This window comes from Nocardioides dokdonensis FR1436 (assembly GCF_001653335.1).
GTDB lineage: Bacteria > Actinomycetota > Actinomycetes > Propionibacteriales > Nocardioidaceae > Nocardioides > Nocardioides dokdonensis.
In genome coordinates, this window is record NZ_CP015079.1 from 166,322 (window position 1) to 191,543 (window position 25,222).

At 72.1% G+C, this 25,222-nt stretch carries 23 protein-coding genes; 4 read left to right on the forward strand and 19 right to left on the reverse strand.

Translation table 11 applies throughout. The annotated features are described in order from the left end of the window. The first annotated feature begins 10 nt into the window (after positions 1 to 10). Entirely contained in the window at positions 11 to 751 is a 741-nt protein-coding gene (locus I601_RS00755) for a TIGR03089 family protein (RefSeq protein WP_068105201.1), read from the forward strand. Here I601_RS00755 and I601_RS00760 read toward each other — a convergent pair. The 11 genes from I601_RS00760 to I601_RS00810 form a co-directional block, all read right to left on the reverse strand. Further along, positions 733 to 3,582 (reverse strand): FG-GAP-like repeat-containing protein, encoded by a 2,850-nt coding sequence (locus I601_RS00760; protein ID WP_068105203.1) that lies wholly within the window; start codon positions 3,580 to 3,582, stop codon positions 733 to 735. The two genes, I601_RS00755 and I601_RS00760, sit on opposite strands and share 19 nt — an antisense overlap. 218 nt (positions 3,583 to 3,800) lie before the next feature. Then, positions 3,801 to 4,580: an ABC transporter ATP-binding protein gene (locus I601_RS21005; RefSeq protein ID WP_068105206.1), complete on the reverse strand. Its 780-nt coding sequence runs from the start codon at positions 4,578 to 4,580 to the stop codon at positions 3,801 to 3,803. Next, positions 4,577 to 5,515 carry an ABC transporter permease gene (locus tag I601_RS21010; RefSeq protein WP_237089516.1) on the reverse strand — a complete coding sequence of 313 codons (939 nt, stop codon included), beginning with the start codon at positions 5,513 to 5,515 and terminating at the stop codon, positions 4,577 to 4,579. Before I601_RS21010 ends, I601_RS21005 begins: the two co-directional genes overlap by 4 nt. After that, complete coding sequence (locus I601_RS00775) at positions 5,508 to 7,517, reverse strand: glycosyltransferase (protein ID WP_068105208.1); 2,010 nt, start codon at positions 7,515 to 7,517, stop codon at positions 5,508 to 5,510. Before I601_RS00775 ends, I601_RS21010 begins: the two co-directional genes overlap by 8 nt. Beyond that, positions 7,514 to 8,737 (reverse strand): UDP-galactopyranose mutase, encoded by a 1,224-nt coding sequence (gene glf, locus I601_RS00780; RefSeq protein WP_068105210.1) that lies wholly within the window; start codon positions 8,735 to 8,737, stop codon positions 7,514 to 7,516. Before glf ends, I601_RS00775 begins: the two co-directional genes overlap by 4 nt. Positions 8,738 to 8,743: 6 nt before the next feature. Next, positions 8,744 to 9,661 carry a glycosyltransferase family 2 protein gene (locus I601_RS00785; protein WP_068105212.1) on the reverse strand — a complete coding sequence of 306 codons (918 nt, stop codon included), beginning with the start codon at positions 9,659 to 9,661 and terminating at the stop codon, positions 8,744 to 8,746. After that, positions 9,658 to 10,593, reverse strand: a complete 936-nt coding sequence (locus I601_RS00790) for a glycosyltransferase family 2 protein (protein ID WP_068114086.1) — start codon at positions 10,591 to 10,593, stop codon at positions 9,658 to 9,660. Before I601_RS00790 ends, I601_RS00785 begins: the two co-directional genes overlap by 4 nt. 25 nt (positions 10,594 to 10,618) lie before the next feature. Next, entirely contained in the window at positions 10,619 to 11,902 is a 1,284-nt protein-coding gene (locus I601_RS00795; RefSeq protein ID WP_084526965.1) for an NRAMP family divalent metal transporter, read from the reverse strand. Between the two features lie 93 nt (positions 11,903 to 11,995). After that, on the reverse strand, positions 11,996 to 13,039 hold the full coding sequence (locus I601_RS00800; protein ID WP_068105215.1) for a 5'-3' exonuclease: 1,044 nt from the start codon (positions 13,037 to 13,039) through the stop codon (positions 11,996 to 11,998). Between the two features lie 48 nt (positions 13,040 to 13,087). Continuing rightward, positions 13,088 to 14,545, reverse strand: coding sequence for an LCP family protein (locus tag I601_RS00805; RefSeq protein WP_068105217.1), 1,458 nt, complete (start codon positions 14,543 to 14,545; stop codon positions 13,088 to 13,090). Between the two features lie 61 nt (positions 14,546 to 14,606). Beyond that, on the reverse strand, positions 14,607 to 15,143 hold the full coding sequence (locus I601_RS00810; protein WP_068105219.1) for an acyl-CoA thioesterase: 537 nt from the start codon (positions 15,141 to 15,143) through the stop codon (positions 14,607 to 14,609). A 23-nt stretch (positions 15,144 to 15,166) separates the two neighbouring features. Between I601_RS00810 and I601_RS00815 the strand changes: the two genes are divergently transcribed. Further along, positions 15,167 to 16,378, forward strand: coding sequence for an LCP family protein (locus I601_RS00815; RefSeq protein WP_068105221.1), 1,212 nt, complete (start codon positions 15,167 to 15,169; stop codon positions 16,376 to 16,378). Then, positions 16,375 to 17,259, forward strand: coding sequence for a crotonase/enoyl-CoA hydratase family protein (locus I601_RS00820; protein WP_068105229.1), 885 nt, complete (start codon positions 16,375 to 16,377; stop codon positions 17,257 to 17,259). The genes I601_RS00815 and I601_RS00820 overlap by 4 nt, the downstream gene beginning before the upstream one ends. Before the next feature lie 20 nt (positions 17,260 to 17,279). Here I601_RS00820 and I601_RS00825 read toward each other — a convergent pair whose 3' ends face one another. The 4 genes from I601_RS00825 to I601_RS00840 all read right to left on the reverse strand — a co-directional run bounded on the left by I601_RS00825 (position 17,280) and on the right by I601_RS00840 (position 21,309). Next, the gene (locus I601_RS00825) at positions 17,280 to 18,545 is read right to left on the reverse strand and encodes an HNH endonuclease signature motif containing protein (RefSeq protein WP_068105233.1); all 1,266 of its coding nucleotides are present in this window, start codon (positions 18,543 to 18,545) and stop codon (positions 17,280 to 17,282) included. A 183-nt stretch (positions 18,546 to 18,728) separates the two neighbouring features. Next, the gene (locus tag I601_RS00830; protein WP_169834646.1) at positions 18,729 to 19,403 is read right to left on the reverse strand and encodes a class F sortase; all 675 of its coding nucleotides are present in this window, start codon (positions 19,401 to 19,403) and stop codon (positions 18,729 to 18,731) included. Further along, on the reverse strand, positions 19,400 to 20,521 hold the full coding sequence (locus I601_RS00835) for an ice-binding family protein (protein ID WP_218917727.1): 1,122 nt from the start codon (positions 20,519 to 20,521) through the stop codon (positions 19,400 to 19,402). The genes I601_RS00830 and I601_RS00835 overlap by 4 nt, the downstream gene beginning before the upstream one ends. 242 nt (positions 20,522 to 20,763) lie before the next feature. Further along, positions 20,764 to 21,309: a Dps family protein gene (locus I601_RS00840; RefSeq protein ID WP_068105243.1), complete on the reverse strand. Its 546-nt coding sequence runs from the start codon at positions 21,307 to 21,309 to the stop codon at positions 20,764 to 20,766. Positions 21,310 to 21,387: 78 nt separating this feature from the next. On the opposite strand from I601_RS00840, the gene I601_RS00845 reads away from it, so the two are divergent. Then, entirely contained in the window at positions 21,388 to 21,825 is a 438-nt protein-coding gene (locus I601_RS00845) for a CoA-binding protein (RefSeq protein ID WP_068105246.1), read from the forward strand. Here I601_RS00845 and I601_RS00850 read toward each other — a convergent pair. From I601_RS00850 to I601_RS00865, 4 genes are read right to left on the reverse strand one after another with little or no spacing between them, the layout of a single operon-like run. Then, positions 21,822 to 22,994 (reverse strand): heparan-alpha-glucosaminide N-acetyltransferase domain-containing protein, encoded by a 1,173-nt coding sequence (locus tag I601_RS00850; RefSeq protein ID WP_084526969.1) that lies wholly within the window; start codon positions 22,992 to 22,994, stop codon positions 21,822 to 21,824. The genes I601_RS00845 and I601_RS00850 overlap by 4 nt on opposite strands. A 5-nt stretch (positions 22,995 to 22,999) precedes the next feature. After that, entirely contained in the window at positions 23,000 to 23,542 is a 543-nt protein-coding gene (gene purE, locus I601_RS00855) for a 5-(carboxyamino)imidazole ribonucleotide mutase (RefSeq protein WP_068105252.1), read from the reverse strand. Position 23,543: 1 nt separating this feature from the next. Further along, entirely contained in the window at positions 23,544 to 24,719 is a 1,176-nt protein-coding gene (locus I601_RS00860) for a 5-(carboxyamino)imidazole ribonucleotide synthase (protein WP_084526971.1), read from the reverse strand. A 30-nt stretch (positions 24,720 to 24,749) separates the two neighbouring features. After that, on the reverse strand, positions 24,750 to 25,061 hold the full coding sequence (locus I601_RS00865; protein WP_068105253.1) for a winged helix-turn-helix domain-containing protein: 312 nt from the start codon (positions 25,059 to 25,061) through the stop codon (positions 24,750 to 24,752). Positions 25,062 to 25,222 lie beyond the last annotated feature (161 nt).

A 25,222-nucleotide genomic window follows, 5' to 3' on the forward strand; every position in this document is an offset into this window, starting at 1 on the left:
GGGTCGGGGCGTGACGACCTTCGCCGACCTGCTGCGCCGTGAGCTCTCCCGTGACCCGGGCCGCCCCCTGGTGACCTTCTACGACCACGAGAGCGGGGAGCGCACCGAGCTGTCGGTGACGACGTACGCGAACTGGGTGGCCAAGGCCGCCTCGCTGCTGGTCGAGGAGCACGACCTGGAGCGCGGGGACACCTTGTGCCTCGACCTGCCGGCGCACTGGCTCGGTCCGGTCGTGCTCGGGGCCGCCTGGAGCGTCGGCCTGGTGGTCGTGGGACCCGACGGCGCCTCGGGTGCCGACGTCGTCGTCTGCGGCCCGGCCACGGTCGAGGCGCACGCGGGGCGGGCCGAGGAGATCCCGGTGCTGGCCTGCTCGCTGCTGCCGATGGGGGTGCGCTTCCGCGACCCGCTGCCCGGGGGCGTCCACGACGTCGGGGTCGAGATCTGGGGCCAGCCCGACGCGTTCACCGCGTGGGACCCGCCGACGGCCGAGGACGTGGCCCTGCGAGCCCCGGGCGGCCCGCGCACCCACGCCGCGCTGTGGAGCGCGGCCGCCGCCGGGACTCTCGTCTCCGACGGCGGCCGCCTCCTGTCGGCGGCGAACCCGGCTTCCCCACCGGATGTCGCCACCTTCGCGGAGCCGCTCGCACGCGGCGGCTCGCTGGTGCTGGTCGCCCACCCCGACCGGACGCTGCTCGAGTCGACCGCGGTCGACGAGCGCGTCACGGACAGGGATCAGTCGACCAGGTCGTAGACCTCCGCCCCCTCGGCGAGGAAGCGGGGTGCCTTGAAGCCGTTGCCCTTGCCCCCCAGCAGCCACAGGTAGCCGGTCGCGCGCTCGCGCAGCACCAGGTCGGCCCGTCCCTTGAGGTCGGCGTCGCCGATGCCGGTCACCAGGTCGTAGCGGCCCAGGTCGAGGTCGATGCGGCGCGGGTCGGTGAGGCCGCCGGGGCCGTTGCCCGGGTAGGCCACGAGCCCGTCACCCTGGCGGAACATGCTGTCCGGGGCGCCGTCACCGTCCCAGAGACCGACGCCGACCTGGCGGGTGGCGCCGATCGCGCTGTGCGCCACGTAGCCGGGTCCGAGCAGGCCCGCGCCCTGTCCGGGGTAGATCCGCATCGATCCGCCGGCGGGCTGGCCCATCAGGTCCGGCCTGCCGTCGCCCGTCACGTCGCCGACGGCCTCGAGGAGCCGGACGTCGCCGAGGCCGCGGGCCAGGAGGACCGCCTTGCCGAAGCCGCCGGCACCGTCGCCCGGGCGCATCTTGAGCTTGCCGTTCTTGCGCTTGCGCAGCACGAGGTCGCCGTGGCCGTCGCCGTCCCAGTCGCCGGCGTTGACGAGCAGGTCGACGGCCCGGATCCGGACCCCGGAGTCGATGGGCGCCCGGGTCTCGACCTTGCCGGTCCCGGCCAGGCGCATCAGCTGGTCGCCCTTGAGGAAGACCAGGTCCGGGACCCCGTCGCCGGTCACGTCCGCGCCCGCGGTGAGCCCGGCGCGGCCCTTGAGCCGCTTGATGGGGCCCAGGGGGTGCCCGACGGTGCCGTCGCCGCGGCCGGGCAGCACGAACCCGTGCCCGCCCGCACGCCGTACGAAGAGGTCGGCGTGACCGTCGCCGTTCCAGTCGCCGAGGCCGCTCAGGACGTCCCAGCCCTTCCCGTTGCCGGCACCCTCGAGCACCAGCGCGGGGCCGAAGCCGTCGGCGGAACCGCGGTGCCACCACAGGGAGCCGTCGGTGCGGCGCGCGACCAGGTCGGCGTGCCCGTCCCCGTCGAGGTCGCCGCTGCCCGCCAGTGCGTCGTACCCGCCCCAGCCGCCACCGACGGCTGCGGAGCGGAAGCGTCCGTCGCCGCGCCCGGCGAGGATCTCGAGGCGGTCCCCGTCGCGCCCGACGAGGTCGGGCCGGCCGTCGCCGTCGACGTCGCCGACGGCGGTGACCAGGTCACGCCCCTCGGTGGCCGTCGCGGTGCGCGAGGTGTCGTCGAAGCCGTCGCCCCGGCCCGGACGCACGTCGACCGCGCCGGAGGCCGCCACGCCCAGCGCGTCGGGGTGACCGTCGCCGGTGACGTCGTCGGAGAGCAGCACCGAGTCGTAGCGCGACCACCCGGAGGAGACGGCCACCGGCTTGCGCACCCGGCTCAACCCCCCGGTCGGGATGACGAAGACGCGCCCGTCGGAGGCACGACGGGCCAGCAGGTCGGGGTGCGGGGTGTCGACGAGGTCGGCGGGCAGCTGGCGCCCTCCGAAGTCGGCCTGGGCGGAGTCGGCGAGCCCGCGGATGTCGCCGAGCCGCTGGTAGAGGAACTGCCCCGGGCAGGCGGTGGAGCCGGCGTCGCGGTGGCCGTTGACGGCCGGGAACGCGCGCTTGCCGACGGGCTGGGACATCGAGCCGGCATCCACGCCGTGCAGGGACAGCTTCCACGCGAAGAGCGCGCCGTAGGCCTGGACCACGGCCTCGGAGGGGCGGACGGTCTCGAAGTTGCCGATGGCCGACATGGCGAAGGAGTACTCGTTGTAGCCCAGCGTGTGGGCGCCGACGACCGGGCGGTCGATGCCGCCGTAGCGACCCTCCCAGATCCGGCCGAAGCGGTCGACCAGGTAGTTGTAGCCGACGTCGGACCAGCCCCGGGACTTGGTGTGGTAGGCGTAGATGCTGCGCAGCATCGCCGGGACCTGGTCCTTGGTGTAGTCGTTCGCGTTCACCGTGTGGTGCACGAAGCCTGCGTGCACCTCGTGGTAGCTGGGCGTCGAGCCGCGGCGCAGCGACTCGTCGGCGCCCCACTGGGCGCGGGAGTAGATGACGGGCTCAGGGGTGACCTCCCCGGCCCGGAGGACCAGCGTGCCGTCCGCAGCAGCCGGGTCCTCGGTGGCCGGGTCCGTGGAAGCCGGGTCCGTGGAGGTCGGGTCCGTGGCGCCGGCCGCGACGGCACGCGCCAGGGTCGAGGTGTCGAGCGCGGCGCGCTCCTGCGCCGTGGCGTCGGGCGTGCCGGGGTCGATCACGGCCATCCGCATGTCGGCGGGCAGCCGCCCCGCCGTGTCGGTGGTGCGCACCTGGACGTCGTCGACCTCGCCCAGCATCATCGGCTCGGTGCCCGGCCGCGAGGCGCGCCCCTCGGCGGAGTCGGGGTCGGGGGCGTGGTCGTCGTGGTACTCCAGCTCCGCCCAGGTGCTCCACGCACCGTCGGTGCGGGTGCGCACCTCGAAGGCGAGCTCCTCGTCGGGCACCGCGGCGCCGGGCTCCCAGGTGACGCCGACAGCGCCGTAGCCGGTGACCGGCTCGGGCCGGCTGGTCAGGGTGGCCACGCCCCCGCTGCGCAGGGTGCGGGCGGTGGTCGCTCCCGAGGGCGAGGTCAGCACGTGCTCGTCGACGACGGCCTCGACCGGCCGGGTCGGCACGGTCGAGGTCTTCTGCGCCGTGCGGACGTACGCCGCCAGGGCACTGTGGTCGCTGCTCGTGGTGTCGACGACAGGGCGCTTCACGACGTCCAGGCTGATGACGCTGGCGGCGGGCGCGAGCACGGCGACGACGGCTCCGAGCGCCAGCAGCTGCTGGCAGCCGGAGACGAAACGAGACCTGCTGGGGGGCATACGAGGGTCCTTCACGGTGCGCGGGGAAGTTCACACAGTGCGCAACTTTCACATGAGTCACAGGGGCCCCGAAAGGGTTCGTGAGTAACTACAAGCGTGTAATTTCCAGTCGACACGCCGATGAAGTCGAGAAAAGTCAAGTCTCGGAGTCGTCCAGGGACGCAGAACGGCCCCCAGGCGTGCTGCCTGGGGGCCGTTCGCGGTGCGGTGGAGCTCGCTCAGATGTCGGCGCCGAGCTCGTCGTCGTCCTTGTCCTCGTCGTCGGAGTCGTACTTGACGTACTTGATGCCCTCGTCGACGTCGCCGTCGAAGCCGAGGCGACCCTCCTCCAGGACCAGCACGCGGTTGCACATGCGACGCACCGAGCCCGCGGCGTGGCTGACGTAGAACACCGTCACCCCGGAGTCCCGGACCTCCTCCATCTTCTCCATGCACTTACGCTTGAAGGGCTTGTCCCCCACCGCGAGCGCCTCGTCGGCGAGGAAGATGTCGCAGTCGACGTTGATGGCGACCGCGAAACCCAGCCGGGCGAACATGCCCGAGGAGTAGTTGCCGACGGGTGAGTCCAGGTGCTTGCCGATGTTGGCGAAGTCGATGATCTCGTCGAGCTTGCGGTTGGTCTCCCGCTCGCTCATCCCGAAGACCGCGGCGTTGAGGTAGACGTTCTCGCGCCCCGTGAGCTGGGGGTGGAAGCCGGCACCGGTCGCGATCAGCCCGGCGATCCGACCGCGGGTCAGGACCCGGCCCGAGTCGGGCTTCATGATCCCGTTGACGAGCTTGAGCAGCGTGGACTTGCCGCTGCCGTTGAGTCCCATCAGGCCGATCGACTCGCCCTGCTCGACGGTGAACGAGACGTCGTCGAGGGCCTTGAAGGTGTCGCTGACCTGCTGGCCGCGCAGCTTCGCCACGCTCACCTGCTTGAAGGTGCGGTGGTAGCGCAGGGTGAAGGACTTCGTGGCGTTCTCCACCACGATGGACGTCGAGGGCGAGTAGCTCAATTCAACCGCTCCGGGATCTTGTCCTCCAGGGCTCGGAAGACCAGCTGGGCGATCACCAGGATCACCGCGGAGATCACCAGCATGATCACCCCGCGCGAGTAGAGGTGGTCGGGCAGGTCGGTGGCGGCAGTGGCCGCGGGGTCCTCGGTGGTGCCCACCCAGAAGGCCCGCTGGACCAGCAGCACCGCCTCGGCGAGCGGGTTGTAGAGGTAGTACTGCGCGAACCCCTTGAACCGCTCCTCGACCAGCGTGTACGGGTAGATCATCGGCACGCCGAAGCGCACGAAGTTCGTCAGGATGGAGACCGCGCTGGAGAAGTCGCGGAAGAACACGTTGGCCACGCTGAAGAGCAGCGCCAGCGCGGTGCCCAGCAGCATCACGATGCCCAGCGCCAGCACGAACGCCAGCATCCCGGCCACGCTCGGCACCCATCCGTAGAGGAGGCAGGCGATCACGAGGATCACCACCTGCGGCCCCACGTGGTAGAGCGAGACCATCATGGACGCGACCGGGAACATCTCCTTGGGCAGCGACATCTTCCGGATCAGTGCCTTGTTGCGCACGATCGAGCGGGTCCCGGCGTTGAAGGTCTCCACGAAGAAGTGCACGACGATGAGACCGGTGAAGATGTGGATCGCGAAGTTCTCGGTGCGGTTGCGGTCGAGCAGCATCCCGAAGACGACCAGGTAGATGAAGAACTGGCTGAGCGGGTTGATGTAGGACCAGATCATGCCCAGGAACGAGCCGGAGTAGCGGGCGTTGATCTCCCGCTTGACCAGCAGCTTGAGCAGGTAGCGGTGCCGGAAGACCTCGAGCAGGCCCTGGCTCGCGGCCGGCGAGCCCAGCGGCGCGTCGACGACGTGGGTGCTCGACGGACGCGCCATCTCCCCGCTCCCCTGCGCTGCGCCCTCGTCCGGGCGCTTCGACTCAGCCATCCAGGTCCGCCCGGTCCTCGGTCCAGGGACGGAAGGTCTCCTCCCACGCCTCGGGCGAGGTGATGTTGCCCAGCTCCGCGCGGTACTCCTCGACCAGGCGCGGCCACTCGCGCTTGAGGCGCTCGTGCAGCTGCAGGGTCTTGGTCATCAGCTCGCGGAACGTCTCCGGGTCTCGCTGGTACAGCGCGGCCGAGGAGCCGTCGTTCATCGACACCACGGCGGAGTCGTAGCGGGCCAGGCGGTACCACTTCGCGTCCATCGCGCGGACCTCCGCCTCCGGGTTGCTGCGCGAGAGCGGTCGCGGCTTCTTCAGCTGGCGGATCGGCATCAGGCCGGCACTGACCAGCAGGGCCATCCGCCCGGGCACCGCGGAGTCGTCCTTGCCCTTGCGCGGCGGCTTGGAGCGACGCACCGGGGCGAACGAGTCGGGATCGGCCTGGAGCCGGGCGTCGGTGAACTGCTTGCGGGTCGCGTTGACCTCGGCCAGCTTCGTCGCCAGCTGCGCGTGCAGCGCCCGCGGCCCCTCGAGCACGTCGAGCAGCGCCTGGTGGCGGATCTCGACGGTGGAGTACTGCATCGCGACCAGGTGGGCGATCTGGTGGTTGCGGCTCTCGCGGATCATCCGGCCGCCGTGCGGGTACGGCGAGTGCAGCAGCGCCGCGACGAAGCGGTTGCGCACGTGGAAGTAGGCCTGCCAGTCGAGCGCGTCGTTCTTGTCGGTCCACGGGACGTGCCAGACCGCGGCGCCGGGGAAGGTCACCGTCGGGTAGCCGGCGGCCTTGGCGCGCAGGCCGAACTCGGAGTCGTCCCACTTGATGAAGACCGGCAGCGAGAGCCCGATGTCCTCGAGCACGAGGCGCGGGATCAGGCACATGAACCAGCCGTTGAAGTCGACGTCGATGCGCTGGTGCAGCCACCGGGTCGAGCGCAGGTTGCGCGAGGCGAAGTCCCAGTCGCCGAAGACGCCGGGGGCCGACTGCCACCAGAAGCGCCACGGCTGCACGACCTCGCCGAAGCTGTGCAGGCGGCTGCGGGAGAACAGGTTGAACATGTGCCCGCCCACGATCGTGGGCCGCCGGGCCAGGTCGCCGAAGGTGATGGCCCGGATGATGCCCTCGGGCTCGCAGACGACGTCGTCGTCCATCATCATCGCGTACGTCGCGGTGCCCTTGCGGACCGACTCGAGCTGGCCGCGGGCGTAGCCGCCCGAGCCGCCGAGGTTGCCCTGCTCGATGATGCGCAGCAGGTCGCCCAGCGCCTCGCGTGCGGCGGGCAGCTCCGGGGAGTCGACGACCTTGTCGGTGCCCTGCTCCATCACCATGACCGAGTCGAGGTAGGGACGCAGCGCGTCGTCCTCACCGACCTGCTGGAGCAGCTTGGCGCAGAAGTCGGGGCGGTTCATCGTGGTGATGACGAGGTCGACGGTGCCGTGGGCCTGGCGGTCCGCGGGGACCTCGGCGGTCCACTCGGCGGACTCGACGACGACCTCGTCGTCGCCGGCGACGACGTCGTACCAATACCAGCCGCCGTCCACGAAGGGCTTGAGGCTGAGGTCGAAGACGAACGTGCCCGACGACTCGGAGCCGGTGGTGGCGGTCTCCACGCGCTGGCTGTTGCCGCGGGCCATCGACTTGTAGACGATCACCGACGCGCCCCGACCGGTGACCCGGACGGTGAGCCGGACCGAGGTGACGATGCTCCAGCGGCGCCAGTAGCTGGCCGGGAAGGCGTTGAAGTAGGTGCCGAAGGAGAGCCGGTCGCCCGAGGGGATGCTCATCGCGGTGCGCGAGACGATCTGGTCGGGGTGCAGCTGCGCTCCGGTGGTCACGCCCTGGCGCATCGTGGCCACGTTCAGCTCGCGGGCGTTGCGGTTGCTGCCCACCTCGTACTTGTCGGCGTCCAGGACGGCCGGCTCCGGGTCGACGTACAGCGGCAGGACGTCGAGGTCGCGGTCGACGGGCAGGACCTGGCGCTGCAGCAGCCGGGTGCTCGTGGTGCTCATCCTTCGACTCCTCCGCTGGTCAGTGGCTCGCCGTCGCGGAAGTGCGGGACGAGCTTGTTGTCGAACATGGAGAGCGCCGAGCCGATCGCCATGTGCATGTCGAGGTACTTGTAGGTGCCCAGCCGGCCGCCGAACAGCACCATCGGCTCGGCCCTGGCCAGGTCGCGGTACTTCAGGAGCTTCTCGCGGTCCTCGGCGGTGTTGACCGGGTAGTAGGGCTCGTCGCCCTCCTCGGCGAAGCGGGAGTACTCGTGCACGACGATCGTCTTGCCCGGCAGGTAGGTCCGCTCGGGGTGCAGGTGCTTGAACTCCAGCACGCGCGTGTGCGGCACGTCCTGGTCGTTGGCGTTGACGACCCCGGTGCCCTGGAAGTCGTCGACGTCCAGCGTCTCGGCCTCCAGGTCGATGGTGCGCCACGACAGGTGCCCCTCGACGTTGCCGAAGTACTCGTCGACCGGGCCCGTGTAGACGATCGGCACGACGCCCTTGTACTGCTCGGCCACGTCGAAGAAGTCGGTGTCCGTGCGCACCTCGATGTTCGGGTGCTCGGCCATCCGGGTCAGCCACGCGGTGTAGCCGTCGACCGGCAGGCCCTCGTAGGTGTCGTTGAAGTAGCGGTTGTCGAAGGTGTAGCGCACCGGCAGCCGCGTGATGATGTCGGCGCTGAGCTGCGTCGGGTCGGTCTGCCACTGCTTGGCGGTGTAGCCCTTGACGAACGCCTCGTACAGCGGGCGCCCGATGAGGCTGATCGCCTTCTCCTCGAGGTTCGTGGCGTCCTCGGTGGCGATCTCGCTGGCCTGCTCGGCGATCAGGGCACGGGCCTCTTCGGGGCTGTGGGACTTGCCGAAGAACTGGTTGATCAGACCCAGGTTCATCGGGAAGGAGTAGACCTGGCCCTGGTACTTGGCGAAGACCCGGTGCTGGTAGCCGGTGAAGTCGGTGAACCGGTTGACGTACTCCCACACCCGCTTGTTCGAGGTGTGGAAGAGGTGGGTGCCGTACTTGTGCACCTCGATGCCGGTCTCGTCGTCGATCTCGCTGTAGGCGTTGCCACCGAGGTGGTAGCGCCGCTCGAGCACCAGGACCTTCAGTCCGAGCTCGGAGGCGCAGCGCTCCGCGATCGTGAGTCCGAAGAAGCCGGAACCGACGACGACGAGGTCGGGAGCCTGCTCGGGGGCCTGGTCGTCGGCTGGGGCGGGATCAGTGTGAGGGGCTGGCACGGTGGGTCAGTCTACGGATGAAGCAGGCAGCGGGCGCATCGCACGCGCGGCGCCGATGGCGCGGATCACGTTGACGGCCTCGGCACGCCCCCCGCGCAACGGGCTGAGGAGCACCACGGCCAGCACGATCAGCCAGGGCTTGAGCCGCACCAGCGCGTTCTCGCCGTAGCGCAGGTGCACCGTGAAGAGGTTGCGGTACATGTAGAACCCCTTCCAGCCGGCCAGGTCGTGCTGCTGGTCGAAGTCGAGCTGGCGCACGAGCACCGCGTCGCGCAGGGCCCAGATCCGGAACCCGGCCCGCCGCGCCCGGACCGCGAAGTCCACGTCGTCGTAGAAGATGAAGTAGGAGGGGTCCGGCAGCCCGACCCGCTCCAGCACCCGGCGCCGCACCATGAAGCCCTCGAAGGCGACGTTCTCGAGCTCGACCCGCTCCGGCATGGCGGAGCGGGTGACCCAGTCGGTCTCGACCATCGCGGTCTTGGGCTTGATCGCCAGCGGGTTGCGCAGGTCGAAGCGGGTGGCGGCCTTCTCGCACAGTCGTCCGTGGGAGTCCTCACGCACCGCCATCAGGCAGTCCTCGTCGGCGGCCAGCATGACCCCCAGGCAGTCCGGCGCGGGCAGCACGTCGTCGTCCATGAGCCAGATCCGGTCCACCCCGGCGTCGTACGCCGTGCGGGTGCCGAGGTGGAAGCCCCCGGCGCCGCCGAGGTTCTCCTGCGTCCGCACGACCTGCAGCCCGGGAAGGGTGCAGGCGGCCAGCACGTCGGGGGTGTGGTCGGTGCTGGCGTTGTCGACGACCACCACGAGCTCCGGCGCAGGGTCGAGTGCGGCCAGGCCCTCGAGCATCGGGGCCAGCAGGGCGGCGCGGTTGTAGGTCACCACCACCACCGCCGTGGTCTCGCGGATGGGCTCGGTGGGGGTCATCGCAGGAACCTCTCGTGGCCGGTGAAGTCGCCGCGCAGCCCGGCGCGTGCGGCGCGGGCGCTCAGCACGATGCGGCCCGGGTCGCGGCGGGTGAGCAGGTAGAACCACACCGTCTTGGCCCAGAACATCACCACGTGCGCCCAGCCGCGGTAGTCGCGCAGGTTCACGGTGTTGTTGCGGGCCATGCAGTAGGCCTTGAGCTCGCTGGGGCTGTGGTTGTAGGTCGTGCGCCCGCCCATCATCGGGGTGCCGAGCTCGCCGACGGAGGGGTGGTGCACCCGGGCCCCGGTGATGGTGGCGATCCGGGCACCGGCGGCCTCGGCGCGCAGGCGGTACTCGTGGTCGTCGCCCCAGATGAAGAACTCCGAGCGCGGGAGTCCGATGCGCGCGACCAGCTCGCGCGTCACCAGCACCCCGTTGAAGGGGATGACGATGTCGTCGAGGCGACCGCGCGGGCCGCCGGCGCGCTCGACGTCGGCGAGGCGGTGCACCACCCGGGTGCCGCCGGGCAGCCGGATCGGGAAGACCAGCCGGTCGGGGTCGGCCTCGTCGACGACCAGCGGCCCCCAGAAGTCGAGGTCGTCCTCGGCCAGCAGCCGGGCCAGGCACGCGGGCTCGGGCAGGCCGTCGTCGTCCATCAGCCAGACCAGGTCGGCGTCGCGCCCGCACGCCCACTCCAGGCCGTCGTGGAAGCCGCCCGCGCCACCGAGGTTGCGCTCGAGGGTCCGGGCGAGCAGCAGGGTGCCCTCCGCGGCGGCGGCCTCGGCCAGCCACTCCCCCGTGCCGTCGGTCGAGGCGTTGTCCACGACCAGCACCTCGTCGACCTCGGGCACCTCGCGCAGCCGCGCCACCAGGCGCTGCAGCAGCCCGAGCCGGTTGAAGGTGACCACCACGGCCACGACGCGACGGGGGTCGGGACTCGGGCTCGGCACGGCCCACACCCTACGGGTGGGCGGACTAGCCGAGGAGGCCGACGTGGTTGAGCAGGAACAGGCCCGCGAACCCCACCAGGTAGACCAGGCCGGCGTACGAGAGGTAGCGCAGTCCGGGGCTGAGCGAGCCCTCGCCGCGCACCAGGCTGAAGTTCAACCAGGCGAAGACCGGCGCGGTGAGGAACGCGCTGATCATCGCGAAGGTGAGCATCGCCGCCAGGGAGGCGCTCATCGCGAGGATGATCACGAGCCCGACGCCGACGATCCCGCTGAGCCACAGGTTGAGCGAGCCCCTGCTGAACTCGGGCTCGCCGCGCAGGAGGCGCAGCGACTCGGCGCACGCGCGGGCGTAGCCGTCGATGACGGTGATCACGGTGCCGTACATGCAGGCGAAGGCGATCACGGCCATCAGCGGCACCGCCCACTCCCCGATCGCCGTGCCGTACATCTGCAGCAGCTGGTCGACGTACGCCCCGCCCGCGCCGGCGACCTCCACGCCCGCGCCGTACTGCACCAGTGCGCCCAGGGACAGGAAGAACAGCGCGAGCACCGCCGAGGTGGCGTAGCCGACGTTGAAGTCGAAGAGGACGTCGGCAGCCCTGCTGGGGTGCAGCTTCTGCTTGGCCTGGATCCACAACGAGTTCAGCGCGCTGATCTCGATCGGTGCCGGCATCCAGCCCATCAGCGCCACCAGGAACGGCAGCGTCGCCCACGTCCACGGCGTCGGCTCGACGAACCCGGCGACCCGCTCGGAGCCGGCCGAGGCCGCCATGAAGGTCGCCGTGATGGTGGCCAGGGTGAGCGTGACGATGATGACCTTGGTGACCGCGTCGAGGGCTCGGTAGTGACCCGCCACCAGCAGCAGCCACGCCGAGGCCATCATCGCGGTGGCCAGGGCCGGCACCCCGGGGGCCCAGCTGTCCGGGAGCATGAAGCCGAGGATGACCGCGCCCAGCAGGCCCACGCCGGCGGTCGAGATCACCGAGCTCACCGTGGCCAGCACGAAGAAGACCCACAGGTAGGCGCGTCCCTTGCGGGCGTAGCCCTCGACCAGCGACCGGCCGCTCTCCACGGTGTACTGCGGGCCGAACCGGAAGAAGGGGTACTTCAGCACGTTGGCGAGCACGATGACGAAGGCCAGCTGCCATCCGAACCGGGCGCCGGCCTGCGTCGAGGAGATCAGGTGGGACCCGCCGATCGCCGCGGAGGCCATCAGGATCCCCGGCCCCAGGGCACCCAGCCTCCGGGCCCAGACCCCGGGCTCGCTCGCGGGGGTCTCGGTCGCAGTGCGCTCCGCTGCCGTGGCCATGGCCGGAAGTTAGCACCGTCGCGGCCCGGGCCCGCGGTCGACTGCTCGGTGGTGCACAGGTGACCGGTCGGTGGTGCACAAGTGACTGGTCGGCTAGAAGAGGGTGCCTTGGGCGGGGGCCGGAGCGGGGGCCGGGGGCAGGCGCGGCGGGGCGGGGGTGGGCGCGGCGCGCCAGCGCGGATCGACGTACGACGTCGTGGTGCGCTCGGGCGCGCCGGGGGTCGGCTCGGCGAGGCACAGCGCGCGCACGGCCCCGTTGACGAAGAGGTCGTGGCGCCCGAAGACCGAGCGCACCCGCGACTCCTCCAGGGGCAGCGCGCACGCGTCGGCGAGGCCGACGTCGACGGTGCGCACCATCGCCATCACCTCGCGGTTGAGGTAGAAGCGCTCGCGCGCCTCCTCGGTGCCCAGGGTGCGGGCGCGGGCCGGCCCGACGGCGGCGCGGCAGCGCTCTCCCCCGGCGGCGGCGTCGGCCAGCGCGTCGGCCCCGGTGTCGAGCGCGGCCAGCAGCTTCGCGGCGGTCTTGGCGCCGAAGCCCGCGACGCCGGGCAGGTTGTCGGAGGCGTCGCCGCGCAGCGCGGCCAGGTCGAGGTACTGGTCGGGGCGGACCCCGGTGACCAGGGCCAGCCGGGCAGGGTCGAGCAGCGGTGAGGCGTCCACGCCACCGTTGAGGATGCGCAGCACCCGGGTGTGCTCGTCGACGAGCGCGAAGCTGTCGCGGTCGGAGGTCGCGAGCACGGTGCGGAACCCGGCCTCCGGGGCCTGCGCTGCGACGCTGGCCAGCACGTCGTCGGCCTCCAGCCCGACCGGCACGACGACCCCCACGCCCAGCTCGCGCAGCACGGTGACCACGGAGTCGAGCTGCTCCACGAGCGTCTCCGGCTTGGGCGTGCGGTGCGCCTTGTACGTCGGCCAGCGCTCGCGCCGCACGCTGGCGGCAGGGTCGTCGAAACCCACGACCACCGCGTCGGCCATGGCCCGGTCGACCGCGGCGACGAGCTGGGAGAGCAGGCCCCGCACCGCCCACGCCGGGCGACCGTCGGCGGTGCGGAACCCGCTGCGTGCCGAGGCGTGGAAGGCCCGGTGCAGCAGCGAGTTGCCGTCGACGGCGAGCACGGTGGTGACGGGGGTGGACATCACGCCCAGGCTAGGCGCCCGCGCCGACCCCGGCCGCCGCGGGTGGGCTCAGCAGGCGCTGGACAGGTCGCCGGCCTGGTTGGCGGCGTACCCCTCGGAGAGCGAACCGACCGAGCCGCCGGTCACGGCCGAGGTGGAGTCCTTCTTCGGCTTGGCGCGCGGCCCGTCCTCGGCGCTGGCCTCGGCCTTCTCGATCGCGGCCTCCACCTTGCCCCGGACCAGCTCGATGTCGGGTTCGGCGGTGTTGATCATCGGCGGGACCAGCGAGAGCGTCGACATCTTCTGGTCGCGCGCCTTCATCGCCAGCGACATGAAGGTGTCGAGCTCGGAGGCCGGCAGGTTCGTCGAGATCATCTCGGAGGAGGCCTCGGCGATGCTCTCGAAGTTGCGCAGCGCCGACTGCGGGCTGACCTGCTGCAGCATCGCGTTCATCACGCACTTCTGCCGGGCCATGCGCGAGTAGTCGTCCGAGCCCTCCCGGGCCCGGGCGTACCAGAGGGTCTCGAAGCCGGACAGGCGCCGGGTGCCGGGCTCGATGTAGTCGTAGACGTCGGAGCCGAGGCCACCCACGGGGATCGCCTGGCGCACGGTGAGGGTGACACCCCCGACCGCGTCGACCAGGTCCTTGAAGCCCTGGAGGTTCACCATCGCCCAGTAGCTGATCTCCAGGCCGGTGATGCCCTCGATCGCCGAGACCGTGGCGTCCACGCCCGGGTTGTCGGAGCCCTCGAAGAGCTCGGTGTTGTCCTGGGCCCAGGTGCTGACGCCGTTGAGGTAGTCGGCGTCGAAGCCGTCGGGGAACTGCTCGGCCATCACCGAGCCGTCCGCGAAGGGGAAGTTCTCCATGTTGCGCGGCAGCGAGATCAGCACGGTGCGCCCGGTGGTGGCGTCGATCGAGGCCACGGTCATCGAGTCGGGGCGCAGGCCCCAGCGGCCGGCACCGGAGTCCCCGCCCATGAGCAGCACGTTGAAGCGCCCGTCCGCGGCGCCGGCGACCTCGCCGGAGCCGAACATCGTGACGATGAGGTCGCGCTGGACGGCGACCAGGTGGGCGCCGAACAGCAGGGTGCCCGCGACGCTGAGCGACAGCACCCCGTTGACCCCGACGACCGCGCGCCGGTGGGCCAGCCCGAGGCTGAGCGGCGCGCCCAGGCGCCAGGCGTCCATGAACAGCACGGCCCACCCGACCGCACCCGCCAGCAGCGCGGTGCGCAGCAGGAGCAGCAGCCACGCCTTGGATCCCAGGGTGACGGCCTTCTCGGGGTCGAGCAGGACGACCAGCCCGGTCACCAGCACGATCGCGACGACGACGAGCCACACCCGCAGCGCGAGGCGACCCACCCGTCGGTTGCCGGCGACCAGCTGGGCCGAACCGGGCGCGACGAGGGTCATCGCCATCAGCGACAGCGCACGACGGAAGCGGACGCGTGCGGCTCGGTCGGCGGCACTGGGGCGCTGCTGGGGCTCCTGGCCGTCGAGCACCCGGGGGGAAGAGACGGGTGGCATCGAGATGCCTTCCTGCTGTGACGGAACGTGTACGTCCCAGCAGTATCACCAGTCACAGCCGTCACGACGGTACGCCGCGCCGACCCTCCTCGATCTCGGTGCGCCGAGCCAGGCGGTGCGCCCGCCGGATCTCGGCCTCGCGCTGCCGGCGCCGGTCCTCGTCGGTCTCGGGGTCCAGCGGCGGCACGTCGCGCGAGCGGCCGTCGGCGTCGACCGCGACGAAGACGAAGTACGCCGACGCCACGTGCAGCCCCCCGGCGGACGGGTCGTTCCAGGGCTGGGCCTCGACGCGCACCCCGATCTCCATCGACGAGCGGCCGGCCCAGTTGACCTGCGCGACGGTGCGCACGATGTCGCCGACGTGCACGGGCCGCAGGAAGACCATCTCGTCGAGGGCCGCCGTCACCGCCGGTCCCCCGCTGTGCCGCTGCGCGACCGCGCCTGCGGTCGAGTCGGCGAGCTTGACGACCTCGCCCCCGTGGATGTTGCCCAGCAGGTTGGCCTGGCTGCTGGAGGTCATCACCGCCAGCGAGACCCGGGCGAAGGACGAGGGGCGGGCGGCGAGCGGCTCGGGCGCGGCTCCGGACGGCGAGGGCATGGCGGCACGGTAGCGTCAGCGCCATGGCACAGCGGCCCGGCAGCGGGGACGGCGACGGCGAACGCTTCGACTGGTTGTACGGGGGCAAGGGCGATCCCGAGCCGGACGCGACCCGGCAGATGCCCGTGCAGCCGCGGCCCGCGCCCACGGGCCGACCCGCCGCGACCCCCTCCCCTCGGCCGACACCCCAGCCCGCGCCCCAGCCCGCACCCCAACCCGCACCGCGGCCCGCGCCGCGGCAACCGGTGCCGGCGAGGTCGGGCCGCTCGTGGCGGCCCCGCTTCCGGCTGCGCTACCTGGCGCTGCTGCTGGTGGCCTGGATCGTCTTCCTGGTCGCAGTGCCGATCTACGCCTGGACCCGCGTCGACGAGGTCGTCTTCGCCCCCGGCGGCGACCGGCCCGAGGAGCAGAAGGGCACGACCTACCTGATGGTGGGCAGCGACTCCCGCGAGGGCCTGACCCCCGAGGAGCGCAAGGCGCTCGGCACCGGCAACGCGGCCGGCCAGCGCACCGACACCATCATGCTGCTGCACACCGGCTCGGGACCGAACCTGCTGATGTCGATCCCCCGCGACTCCCTGGTGGAGATCCCCGACCGCGGCACCACCAAGATCAACGCCGCCTACGCCTTCGGCGGGCCCAAGCTGCTGGTCAAGACGATCGAGCGCAACACCGGCATCCACATCGACGAGTACGTCGAGATCGGGATCGGCGGCTTCGTCGGCCTCGTCGACGCCGTCGGCGGTGTCGAGATCTGCCCGGAGAAGGCGATGAAGGACCCGCTGGCGAACCTCGACGTGGAGGCCGGCTGCCAGGAGGCGGACGGCAGCACCGCCCTGGGCTACGCCCGCTCGCGCAAGACCTACACCGCGCTGGGCGACGTGCAGCGCGCCCAGGCCCAGCGCGAGGTCGTCTCCTCCGTCGGCTCCGAGGTGCTCTCGCCGTGGTCGGTGCTCAACCCGGTGCGCTACTGGCGCCTGAACATGGCCGCGACCGACACCGTGGAGTTCGGCAAGGGCATGACCCCCTGGCGCGCCGGCCTGTGGGCGATGGCGATGACCCGCGTCAACGGCGACAAGGGACTGACCTGCGGGGTCCCGATCAGCGACCTCGCCGTGAACTGGGACCCCGACCGGGCGCCCCAGATGTTCCAGGCCATCATCGACGACGACACCGACCGGATCGGGCAGGGCCTCTGCTCGCCCTCCGGTCTTGCGAAGGGAACCACCGGATGAGCCAGACCAGCCACGACACGCTCGACATCGCCGTCGACGGCGACGGCGTCGCCACCCTGACCCTGGACCGGCCCGAGGCGCTCAACGCCTTCGACCTGACCATGGCCCGCGAGCTCGAGTCGGTCTTCCGCACCGAGCTCACCGGCGACGACGTCCGCGCCGTCGTCGTGACCGGCGCCGGCCGCGCGTTCTGCGCCGGCATGGACCTCTCCGCCGAGGGCAACGTCTTCGGGCTGGACGAGTCGGTGCGCCCCAGCCCCGAGGAGTTCCGGGCCGCCTACGACGAGGCGCCGTACGACGCCGGCGTGCGCGACACCGGCGGCAAGGTCACCCTGGCGATCCACGCGCTGCCCAAGCCGGTCATCGCCGCCATCAACGGTCCCGCGGTCGGGATCGGCGCCACGATGACCCTGGCCATGGACCTGCGCCTGGCCTCGACGAAGGCCAAGATCGGGTTCGTCTTCGGCCGGCTGGGCATCGTCCCCGAGGCCGCGTCGAGCTGGTTCCTGCCGCGCATCGTCGGCATCCAGCAGGCGCTGGAGTGGGTGTACGCCGCCGACGTCCTCACCGCCGAGCAGGCGCTCGAGGGCCGGTTGCTGCGCTCGGTCCACGAGCCCGACGACCTGCTGCCCGCGGCGTTGGAGCTGGCCCGCTCGTTCGTGCGCGACCGCTCCCCCGTCGCCCTGGGTCTGGCCAAGCAGATGCTCTACCGCAACTCCGCCCTGGCGCACCCCCTCGAGGCGCACCTGTCGGACTCGCTGGCGATGTACTGGACCTCGCTGGGCGACGGCAAGGAGGGCGTGGCGGCGTTCCGCGAGAAGCGCACCCCGCAGTTCGAGGGCAAGGCGTCGGCGCTGCCGCGCATCCACCCCGTCGTCTGACCGGACCTGAGCGTGGCCCTCTAGGTCCGTCGGTGGAACCGGACCTGGTTGTCGGCGCCGACGTCGGCCTCGTAGTCCGGGTCGTGGATGCGGCGGTGGTGGAACGGGCACAGCAACCTGCCTCTGGCGAGGTCGGTGCGCCCTCCGCGGGACCAGGGGTCGTCGTGGTGGGCGTGGCACATCGCGGGTGGGGCGTCGCAGCCCTGGGCGGTGCAGCCCCGGTCGCGCACGGCGAGGGCGATCCGTTGGGCGTAGGTGAAGAACCGGCGGGTCCTGCCGACGTCGAGTGGCTGGCTCTTCCCACCCAGCACGACCGGGACGATCCCGGACTCGCACGCCAGCCGGCGCGCGGTCGCGGCGCTGACCCGGGCGCCGGTGTCGAGGGTCGCGGCAGCGAGTCCACCCATCAGCGAGGCTGCGGTCATGGTCACCACCACGGTCGCGTTCACCCCGCCGGCACGGGGAAGAGTCGTCGGGTCGAGGCGCTCGATGAGCTCCACGAACGCCGCACCGAGGCGCTGCGCGGTCGGCCGACGTACCGGCACCGGCGCCTGGTCCTCCTGCTCGTCGCGTCCGGCGCGCTTCGCGATCTGGTGCCTCGGCGCGGCGAACGCCAGCAGCGCCCGCTCCAGCATCTGGCCGACCAGCAGCGGCACCGTGAAGGACCCCTTGCAGCGACCCTCGCCGTCCTCGCGGATCCGGAACACCGCAGCCTTCTCCGCCTCCCGCTCGGCCTTGGCGAGCTGCTCGGCCTCCCACGCCTCGGCCACCTCGGGGGCGACGACCTCGAGGATCCGCCGGCCCAGGATCTTCAACGCCTTGGCGTCGTGGACCTCGGCGTAGGCGACCAGTGTCTTCGCGGCCTGCTCCAGCACCGAGGCGTCCAGGTCGTCGGGCAGGACGTCCAGCGCGTTGACGATCACCGATGCCTGCTCCGCGACCAGGTCCCCACGCCCCAGCGCTTCGCGCACGACGCCGTACTGCTCCAGACCGGTGGCGAGGTGGACCTCGCGGAACGACTCCCGCTTCGTCGACCGGGTCGCGTAGGCGTGCCACACCGCCAACGACGGCGAGGCGTTGCGCTCCTGGACCGCCACGGCCTCCGCCTGGACCAGCGCCCGGGAGCGGAGCTCGACCAACCTCGCCTCGGCCCGCGCGATCTGCACCAGCACCTCAGCGGCGTCGGCCTGGCCCATCGACCAGGCCGGGGTCTCGGCCACCTCGTCGAGGGCGGCATGCACGCGCGCCACCGCACCGGCGATGGGGTGCAGTGCCGTCGTGGCCATGGGAGCATTCTCCCAAGCCGCTAGGTAAAACGCCAGGTCAAACGGCGTTTTCCACAGGCTGATCGAAAACTTTTTCGAGCGTACGGCGAGTGACTGCTCGAGGGTGCAGAGGTGACCGGTCGACGGTGCGAAAGTGACCGCTCGTCGAACGATCCAGGACCGCGATTCCTGAGCCCTCGCGCGTCACCGGGTGACGTCGAGCTGTCTGGTGTAGACGACGACGTTGGACTGGTAGCCGCCCTTGCTGCTGTCGTAGGCCCCTCCGCAGGTGACCAGGTTGAGCCTCCTGCCGTCGAGGCGCCCGTAGACCTCGTCGGCCGGGAACTCGGCGTTCGGGTACGTCTCGACCGAGACGACCCGGAAGGTGACCGTCGAGCCGTCGGTCCGGCCGACCCGCACCTCGTGGCCGGCACGCAGGTCCTTGAGGCCCGCGAACACCGCAGGCCCGTCCGTGCTGTCGACGTGCCCGAGGATCACCGACGAACCGGCTCCGCCCGGCGGGGTCCCCAGCTGGAACCATCCCGCGTTGTCGGCGATGCGAGGGACCTCGACCGTGCCGTCCGCCTGGAGGCCGAGCCTCTCCAGCGAGGTGGACACGGAGATCGCCGGGATGTCGAGCCGCACCGGCCGAGGGACCGTGGCCTGCACCGGCGTGACCGTTGCGGCCGGCGTCGGGTCGAGCGTCGGGTCGAGCGTCGGGGCCACTGTCGAGGCGGCCGTCGAGGCCGGCACCACCGGAGAACCGTCCGCCCAGCGCAGCAGGCAGCCCGCGGCGACGAGCACGAGGACCACGGCCGCCAGGGCCCAGACCCGACCAGGCGGTCGACCCCGGTGGCGCGACGCCGGGTGGCGACTCACGCCCGGTGGGGGTGCGGCATCCGGGCTCGTCGACCGCCGAGTGCGGCTGCGCCGGCGGCAGTCAGGAGGGCGACACCGCCCGCCATCAGCAACCACAGGCTCCCTGACGTGTGCATGCTGGGAGCAGCGCCGGTCGCCGGGTGCCCGGACGGGACGATCGGACCACCAGGCGAGTCCGGACCACCGTCGCCACCACCCGTCCCAGTCCCGGTGCCGGTACCGGTGTCGGTGTCGGTGCTTCCTCCGTCGGTGGGCGTCGCGCTCTCGGTCGACGACGTCGGACCGGCGGAGGGATCGAGCGTGACCGTCGGACCAGGGGTGGGGCTGGACGTCGGGCTGGGCGTCGACGTCGGACCGGCGGTGGGACTGCTGGTGGGAGTCGACGTCGGGCTCGGCGTCGACGTCGGGCTGGGCGTCGACGTCGGGCTGGGCGTCGACGTCGGGCTGGGGGTCGGCGCCGCGGCGCAGCTCGCAGCGGTGATCGTGTTGGTGTCGAGGCTGACCTGGCCGTTCCTCGCCAGGACCCGGCCCTCGAGGGTGGCGCCGGTCTGGAGGGTGGCACTGCTCAGCGCGAGGATGGTCCCGATGAAGTCGGTGGCGGTCCCCAGGGTCGCCGAGCTCCCCACCTGCCAGAACACGTTGCAGGCCCGCGCCCCACCGGTGAGGGCGACGGTGCTGTTGCTCGCGGTGATGAGCGTGGAGCCCGCCTGGAAGATGAACACGGCGTCCGGGTCGCCCTGGGCGTCGAGGGTGAGGGTCCCGGTCAGCGCCATCGAGCTGGCCGCGCGGTAGACACCGCCGACCAGGGTCTGGCCGCCGAGGTCGCGACCCGTCTGGTCGACGTCGGCGCTCCGCCCGGCCGCATCGTTGTAGGCCGTGGTCACGTCGTCCTGGGCCTGCGCTGCCACCGCGTCGGTGACGTGCTGGGTCCCACCGACCACCCGACCGGGCGGGAAGCCGGTGACCGCGGTGCCGGGGCTCAGGCCCAGGTCACCGGAGACGACCGTCGGTCCGACGTTGGTGACCGTGCTGCCACCGAGCACGGCGAACGACGTCGCGGTGCCGAGGCCGACCCGGGCTGGGGCCGCGTGGGCCACGACCGAGGGCAACGCGATCACGAGCCCGACTGCGAGCGACAGCGGTGCGAGGAGAATGGCGGAACGACGCATAGCGACCCCGAGACTTCGCCGGCGTGGCTGCCGCGGGGGGTCGGCACCAGTTCCGGATGCGAGGACCGTACACCGGCCTAGGCCGTGTTTGTGGCACAACACGGTAGCCGATGCGCCAAGCGGGTCGCTGAAATTCGAAACGACGCCCGCACCTCAGCGGTGCGGGCGTCGCGTCGGGTCTGCGCTACGGCTCAGCCGGCCGACCGAGCGGCGTCCTTCTCCGAGGTGGCGCCCTCGGTGGACAGGCCGCCGGCCTTGTCCTCGAGGTGCGCCCGGATGAACCAGTGGAACAGCTCGAGCTTCTCGGTGTGCCCGATGAACATGTCCTCGGTGACCGGATCCAGCTCACCGAGCTCCTTGATGCCGTCGCGGTAGCTGCTGATCACACCCTGGTAGACGAGGTCGAGGGCGCCGAGGTGCTCCTGCGTCGTGGCCCGCCCGATCGAGTACTCCTCCCAGCTGCGCGCCGCCACCAGCGCGCCCGGGGTGCCGGTCGGCGAGCCACCGAGGGTGGCGATGCGCTCGGCCAGCTCGTCGGCGAAGCCGCGCACGGCCTCGACCTGGGGGTCGAGCATCTCGTGCACCGCGATGAAGTGCGGGCCCACGACGTTCCAGTGCACGTGCTTGAGGGTCAGGTGCAGGTCGTTGGCGGCATGCAGCCGCTCCTGGAGCAGGGCGATCACCCGCTCCGCGTCGGCGTCGGACATGCCCGGGACGGTGTACTTGAGGTTGGCCATGACCTCGAACCTAGCCCGCGCCCCAGGGCGTCCCACCACCCTTGGGGATGGCCTTGCCGAGCCCCCTAGGCTCCTGGCATGAGCGCCACCATGCGGAGCTGGCAGGACCCTGCGTGGGTCGAGACGATGCTGGAGGACTGCGCCACCTGGGCGGTCGTCGGCCTGTCCGGCGACCCGAGCCGCACGGCGTACTCCATCGCGGCGCTGCTGCAGGAGCGCGGCAAGCGGGTGGTGCCGGTCCACCCGGCCGCCGCTCGCGAGGGCGGGCTCGAGGTGCTCGGCGAGCGGGCCTGGCCGACCCTGTCCGACATCCCGTTCCCGGTCGACGTCGTCGACGTCTTCCGCCGGTCGGAGGCGGCCGGGCCGTTCGCCGACGAGGCGGTGCGCATCGGCGCCCGGGGCGTGTGGTTCCAGCTCGGCGTGGTCGACGAGGAGGCCTTCGAGCGGACGACGAGCGCAGGCGTGGCCATGGTGATGGACACCTGTCCCGCGATCGAGTGGCGCCGCCGCGGCTAGCGCAGCGCGGCCTCGACCCCCTGCGCCGCCCGGGCCACCACGGCCTCCATCGGCCCGCGCCACCCCCGGACGGCGAGCAGCGCGCCGGCACCCAGCACCACGACGTACTGCACGACGGTGCCGGGATCGCCCAGGTCGGGCGGCAGCAGGTCCGAGGTCATCAGCACGTGCAGCGTGTACAGGCTCAGCGTGGCCGCACCCGCGCCGCCCAGCACCGCAGCGACGACCGCACCGCGTGCCGGCAGCAGCCGCACCAGCAGGAGGCAGGCCGCCACCACGAGGACCGCGCTGCCGATGGTCTGAGCGAGGTCGAAGGGGGTGGTCGAGTGCGGGGCGACCACCAGCAACCACTGCCACGGACCCTCGACGGGGGTCTGGCCGTACAGGCCGCCCTCGACCGACCCGCGCAGCCGCACCTCGGCGACCGCTGGTCCCCGCCGGGCCAGGACACCGGGGACCAGCGCGCCCAGCACGTCGGCCCGCGCCGTGAGCGTGTGCGAGAGCCAGGTCGCCGTGACGGCCAGCGCCGCCCCGGCCAGCGCGAGCCCGGCCAGCCCGCGGCGGCGCACCGAGCCCAGGTCGAGCCGGCCCAGCGCCAGTCCGGCCAGCAGGTAGGCGAACCACGAGGCCATCGGGTAGTAGCCGGTGAACAGCAGCTCCGAGAGCAGCCGGACCGGGTCGCCGAGCTGCTCGAGGCTCGGACTGGCGTAGCCGCGCGCGGGCAGGTGGGGTCGCACCAGCTGCGAGGCGACCGGGGCGAGGAGCACCCACGCCGCGGCCAGCAGTGCCAGGGCCCGGGCCCGGAGCCCGACCACCAGCAGACCCAGCAGGAAGAGCAGGCCGTAGTGGGTCAGGATCACCGCGATCCCGGAGTCCACCGCGCCCAGGGCCAGGCCGACCGCCGCGATCAGCACGGCCCGCACGGCCAGGCCGGCGGACCGGGTGAGACGGGCGCGCCCGCGCAGCGGCCGGGCCCGTCCGGTCATCAGCGCCAGGCTGACCCCCGCGAGCACGGCGAACAGCGCCGACGCGCGGCCGGAGAACAGCCACGCCGACGTGCTCAACGAGCCGTCGGCGGAGCGGGGGTCCAGCAGGTGGGTGGCCATCATGGCCAGCAGCGCCAGGCAGCGCGCCAGGTCGAGCCCGACCAGGCGGCCTGGTCGCAGCACGTGCGTCAGAACCCGACCCGCGGCGCCGCGCCGCCGGCCTCGCGGCGCACGACCTCACCCTTGGCGTGGGCCGCCTCGCGCAGCGACTCCTGGAACCGGACCATCCGCTCCTGGAGCGCCGGGTCGGTGGCGGCCAGGATGCGCACCGCGAGCAGCCCGGCGTTGCGGGCACCACCCACCGCGACCGTGGCCACCGGTACGCCGGCGGGCATCTGGACGATGGAGAGCAGCGAGTCCATGCCGTCGAGGTAGGCCAGCGGCACCGGTACGCCGACGACCGGCAGCGGGGTGACCGCGGCGAGCATGCCGGGCAGGTGGGCCGCGCCGCCGGCGCCGGCGATGATCACCGACAGCCCGCGCCCCGCCGCGTCGCGGCCGTAGTCGATCATCTCCTGCGGCATCCGGTGCGCGGAGACGACGTCGGCCTCGTGGGCGATCCCGAACTCCTCGAGCGCCTCGGCCGCGGCCCTCATCACCGGCCAGTCGGAGTCGGAGCCCATCACGATGCCCACCCGGGGCCGGTCGGTGCTGCTGGTCGGACCGCTCATCTCACTCGCTCTCGTCGCCGAGGTCGCCACGGAACCACGCGGCGGCGTGCCGCGCGCGCTCCAGGCAGTCCTCGAGGTCGTCGCCGTAGGCGTTGACGTGGCCGACCTTGCGCCCGGGGCGCAGGTCCTTGCCGTAGAGGTGCACCCGCAGGTGCGGGTCACGGGCCATGGCGTGCGGGAACCCGTCGTAGAGGTGCCCCACGTCCGCGCGCTCGCCGCCCAGGATGTTGACCATCACCGTCCACCGCTCGCGCGGGGCGGGCGACCCGAGCGGGAGGTCCATCACCGCGCGCAGGTGGTTCTCGAACTGCGAGGTGACCGCGCCGTCCTGGGTCCAGTGGCCGGTGTTGTGCGGGCGCATGGCCAGCTCGTTGACCAGGATGCGTCCGTCCGTGGTCTCGAAGAGCTCGACGGCCAGAACGCCGGTGACGTCGAGCTCGCCGGCGACCCGCAGCGCGATCGCCTGGGCCTGGCCGGCGAGGTGCTCGTCGAGGTCGGGGGCCGGGGCGACGACCTCGTGGCAGATGCCGTCGAGCTGCGTCGAGGCCACGACCGGGTAGGCGGCTGCCTGGCCGCTCGGCGACCGGGCGACCAGGGCCGAGAGCTCACGGCGGAAGTCGACGAGCTCCTCGGCCAGCAGGCGTACGCCGCTCTGCTCGGCGACCCGGAAGGGCTCGGCGCAGTCGGCGCTGCTGCGCACGACCCAGACCCCCTTGCCGTCGTACCCGCCCCGGGTGGTCTTGAGCACGCAGGGGAACCCGAAGGCCTCGACCTCGGCCACCTCGCCCACCACGGCGTGGCGGGGGCAGGGCACGCCGAGCTCGACGAGGCGCTCCCGCATCACCGCCTTGTCCTGGGCGTGGACCAGTGCGCGCGGGCCGGGCCGCACGGCGATGCCGTCGGCCTCCAGGGCGTGCAGGTGCTCGGTCGGAACGTGCTCGTGGTCGAAGGTGACCACGCGGCAGCCCTCGGTGACCCGGCGCAGGGTGGCCAGGTCGCGGTGGTCGCCGACCTGGTGGTCGACGATCACCTGCGCCGCAGAGACGCCCTCGGCCTCGGCCAGGAGCCGCAGCGGCAGCGCCAGCGCGATCGCCGGCTGCGCCATCATCCGGGCCAGCTGACCCCCGCCGATCACGGCCAGGGTCGGAGCGGTGGTGGGCGTGGCGGGCTCTGTCACGCCGCTCAGCCTAGGGCGTGCCGGGCTGCGTCAGGCGGCCGGGCTGGCGGTCTCGAAGCGCAGGCCCTTGCCCCGGATGGTGGTGATCAGGTGCGGGTTGCGGCTGTCGTCACCGAGCTTGCGCCGCACCCACCCCAGGTGCACGTCGATGGTCTTGGAGCTGGTCCAGAACGACGTGTGCCACACGTCGCGCATCAGCTCCTCCCGCGTCACGATGTCGCCGGCGCGGGCGATGAGGGCGTGCACGAGGTCGAACTCCTTGCGCGAGAGCGTTATCTCGTCGCCGGCGCGCCAGGCTCGTCGGGTATCCGGATCGAGGCTGATCTCCTGAACATTGATCACGTGGACAATCATAGAAAGTGAAATGACCGGTCGGTAGCCAAAGGGAGAGAATGTCACTGGCATCTTTGTGCCACATTCGACCAAGCCAGTTCTTTACCTAGCACGAGCGCGGCAGGTAAAGGACATCTCGCCAAGATCGAGCCGATCCTGGGACGGTGGAC

Bases quoted from the DNA above. Each gene is read 5' to 3' on its own strand.
- I601_RS00815 (WP_068105221.1), top strand. From the start codon at position 15,167: ATGGCACAGCGGCCCGGCAGCGGGGACGGCGACGGCGAACGCTTCGAC.
- I601_RS21010 (WP_237089516.1), bottom strand. From the start codon at position 5,515: ATGGCTGAGTCGAAGCGCCCGGACGAGGGCGCAGCGCAGGGGAGCGGG.
- I601_RS00810 (WP_068105219.1), bottom strand. From the start codon at position 15,143: ATGCCCTCGCCGTCCGGAGCCGCGCCCGAGCCGCTCGCCGCCCGCCCC.
- I601_RS00760 (WP_068105203.1), bottom strand. From the start codon at position 3,582: ATGCCCCCCAGCAGGTCTCGTTTCGTCTCCGGCTGCCAGCAGCTGCTG.
- I601_RS00840 (WP_068105243.1), bottom strand. From the start codon at position 21,309: ATGGCCAACCTCAAGTACACCGTCCCGGGCATGTCCGACGCCGACGCG.
- I601_RS00820 (WP_068105229.1), top strand. From the start codon at position 16,375: ATGAGCCAGACCAGCCACGACACGCTCGACATCGCCGTCGACGGCGAC.
- I601_RS00775 (WP_068105208.1), bottom strand. From the start codon at position 7,517: ATGAGCACCACGAGCACCCGGCTGCTGCAGCGCCAGGTCCTGCCCGTC.
- I601_RS00825 (WP_068105233.1), bottom strand. From the start codon at position 18,545: ATGGCCACGACGGCACTGCACCCCATCGCCGGTGCGGTGGCGCGCGTG.
- I601_RS00785 (WP_068105212.1), bottom strand. From the start codon at position 9,661: ATGACCCCCACCGAGCCCATCCGCGAGACCACGGCGGTGGTGGTGGTG.
- I601_RS00800 (WP_068105215.1), bottom strand. From the start codon at position 13,039: ATGTCCACCCCCGTCACCACCGTGCTCGCCGTCGACGGCAACTCGCTG.
- purE (WP_068105252.1), bottom strand. From the start codon at position 23,542: ATGAGCGGTCCGACCAGCAGCACCGACCGGCCCCGGGTGGGCATCGTG.
- I601_RS00795 (WP_084526965.1), bottom strand. From the start codon at position 11,902: ATGGCCACGGCAGCGGAGCGCACTGCGACCGAGACCCCCGCGAGCGAG.
- I601_RS00845 (WP_068105246.1), top strand. From the start codon at position 21,388: ATGAGCGCCACCATGCGGAGCTGGCAGGACCCTGCGTGGGTCGAGACG.
- I601_RS00805 (WP_068105217.1), bottom strand. From the start codon at position 14,545: ATGCCACCCGTCTCTTCCCCCCGGGTGCTCGACGGCCAGGAGCCCCAG.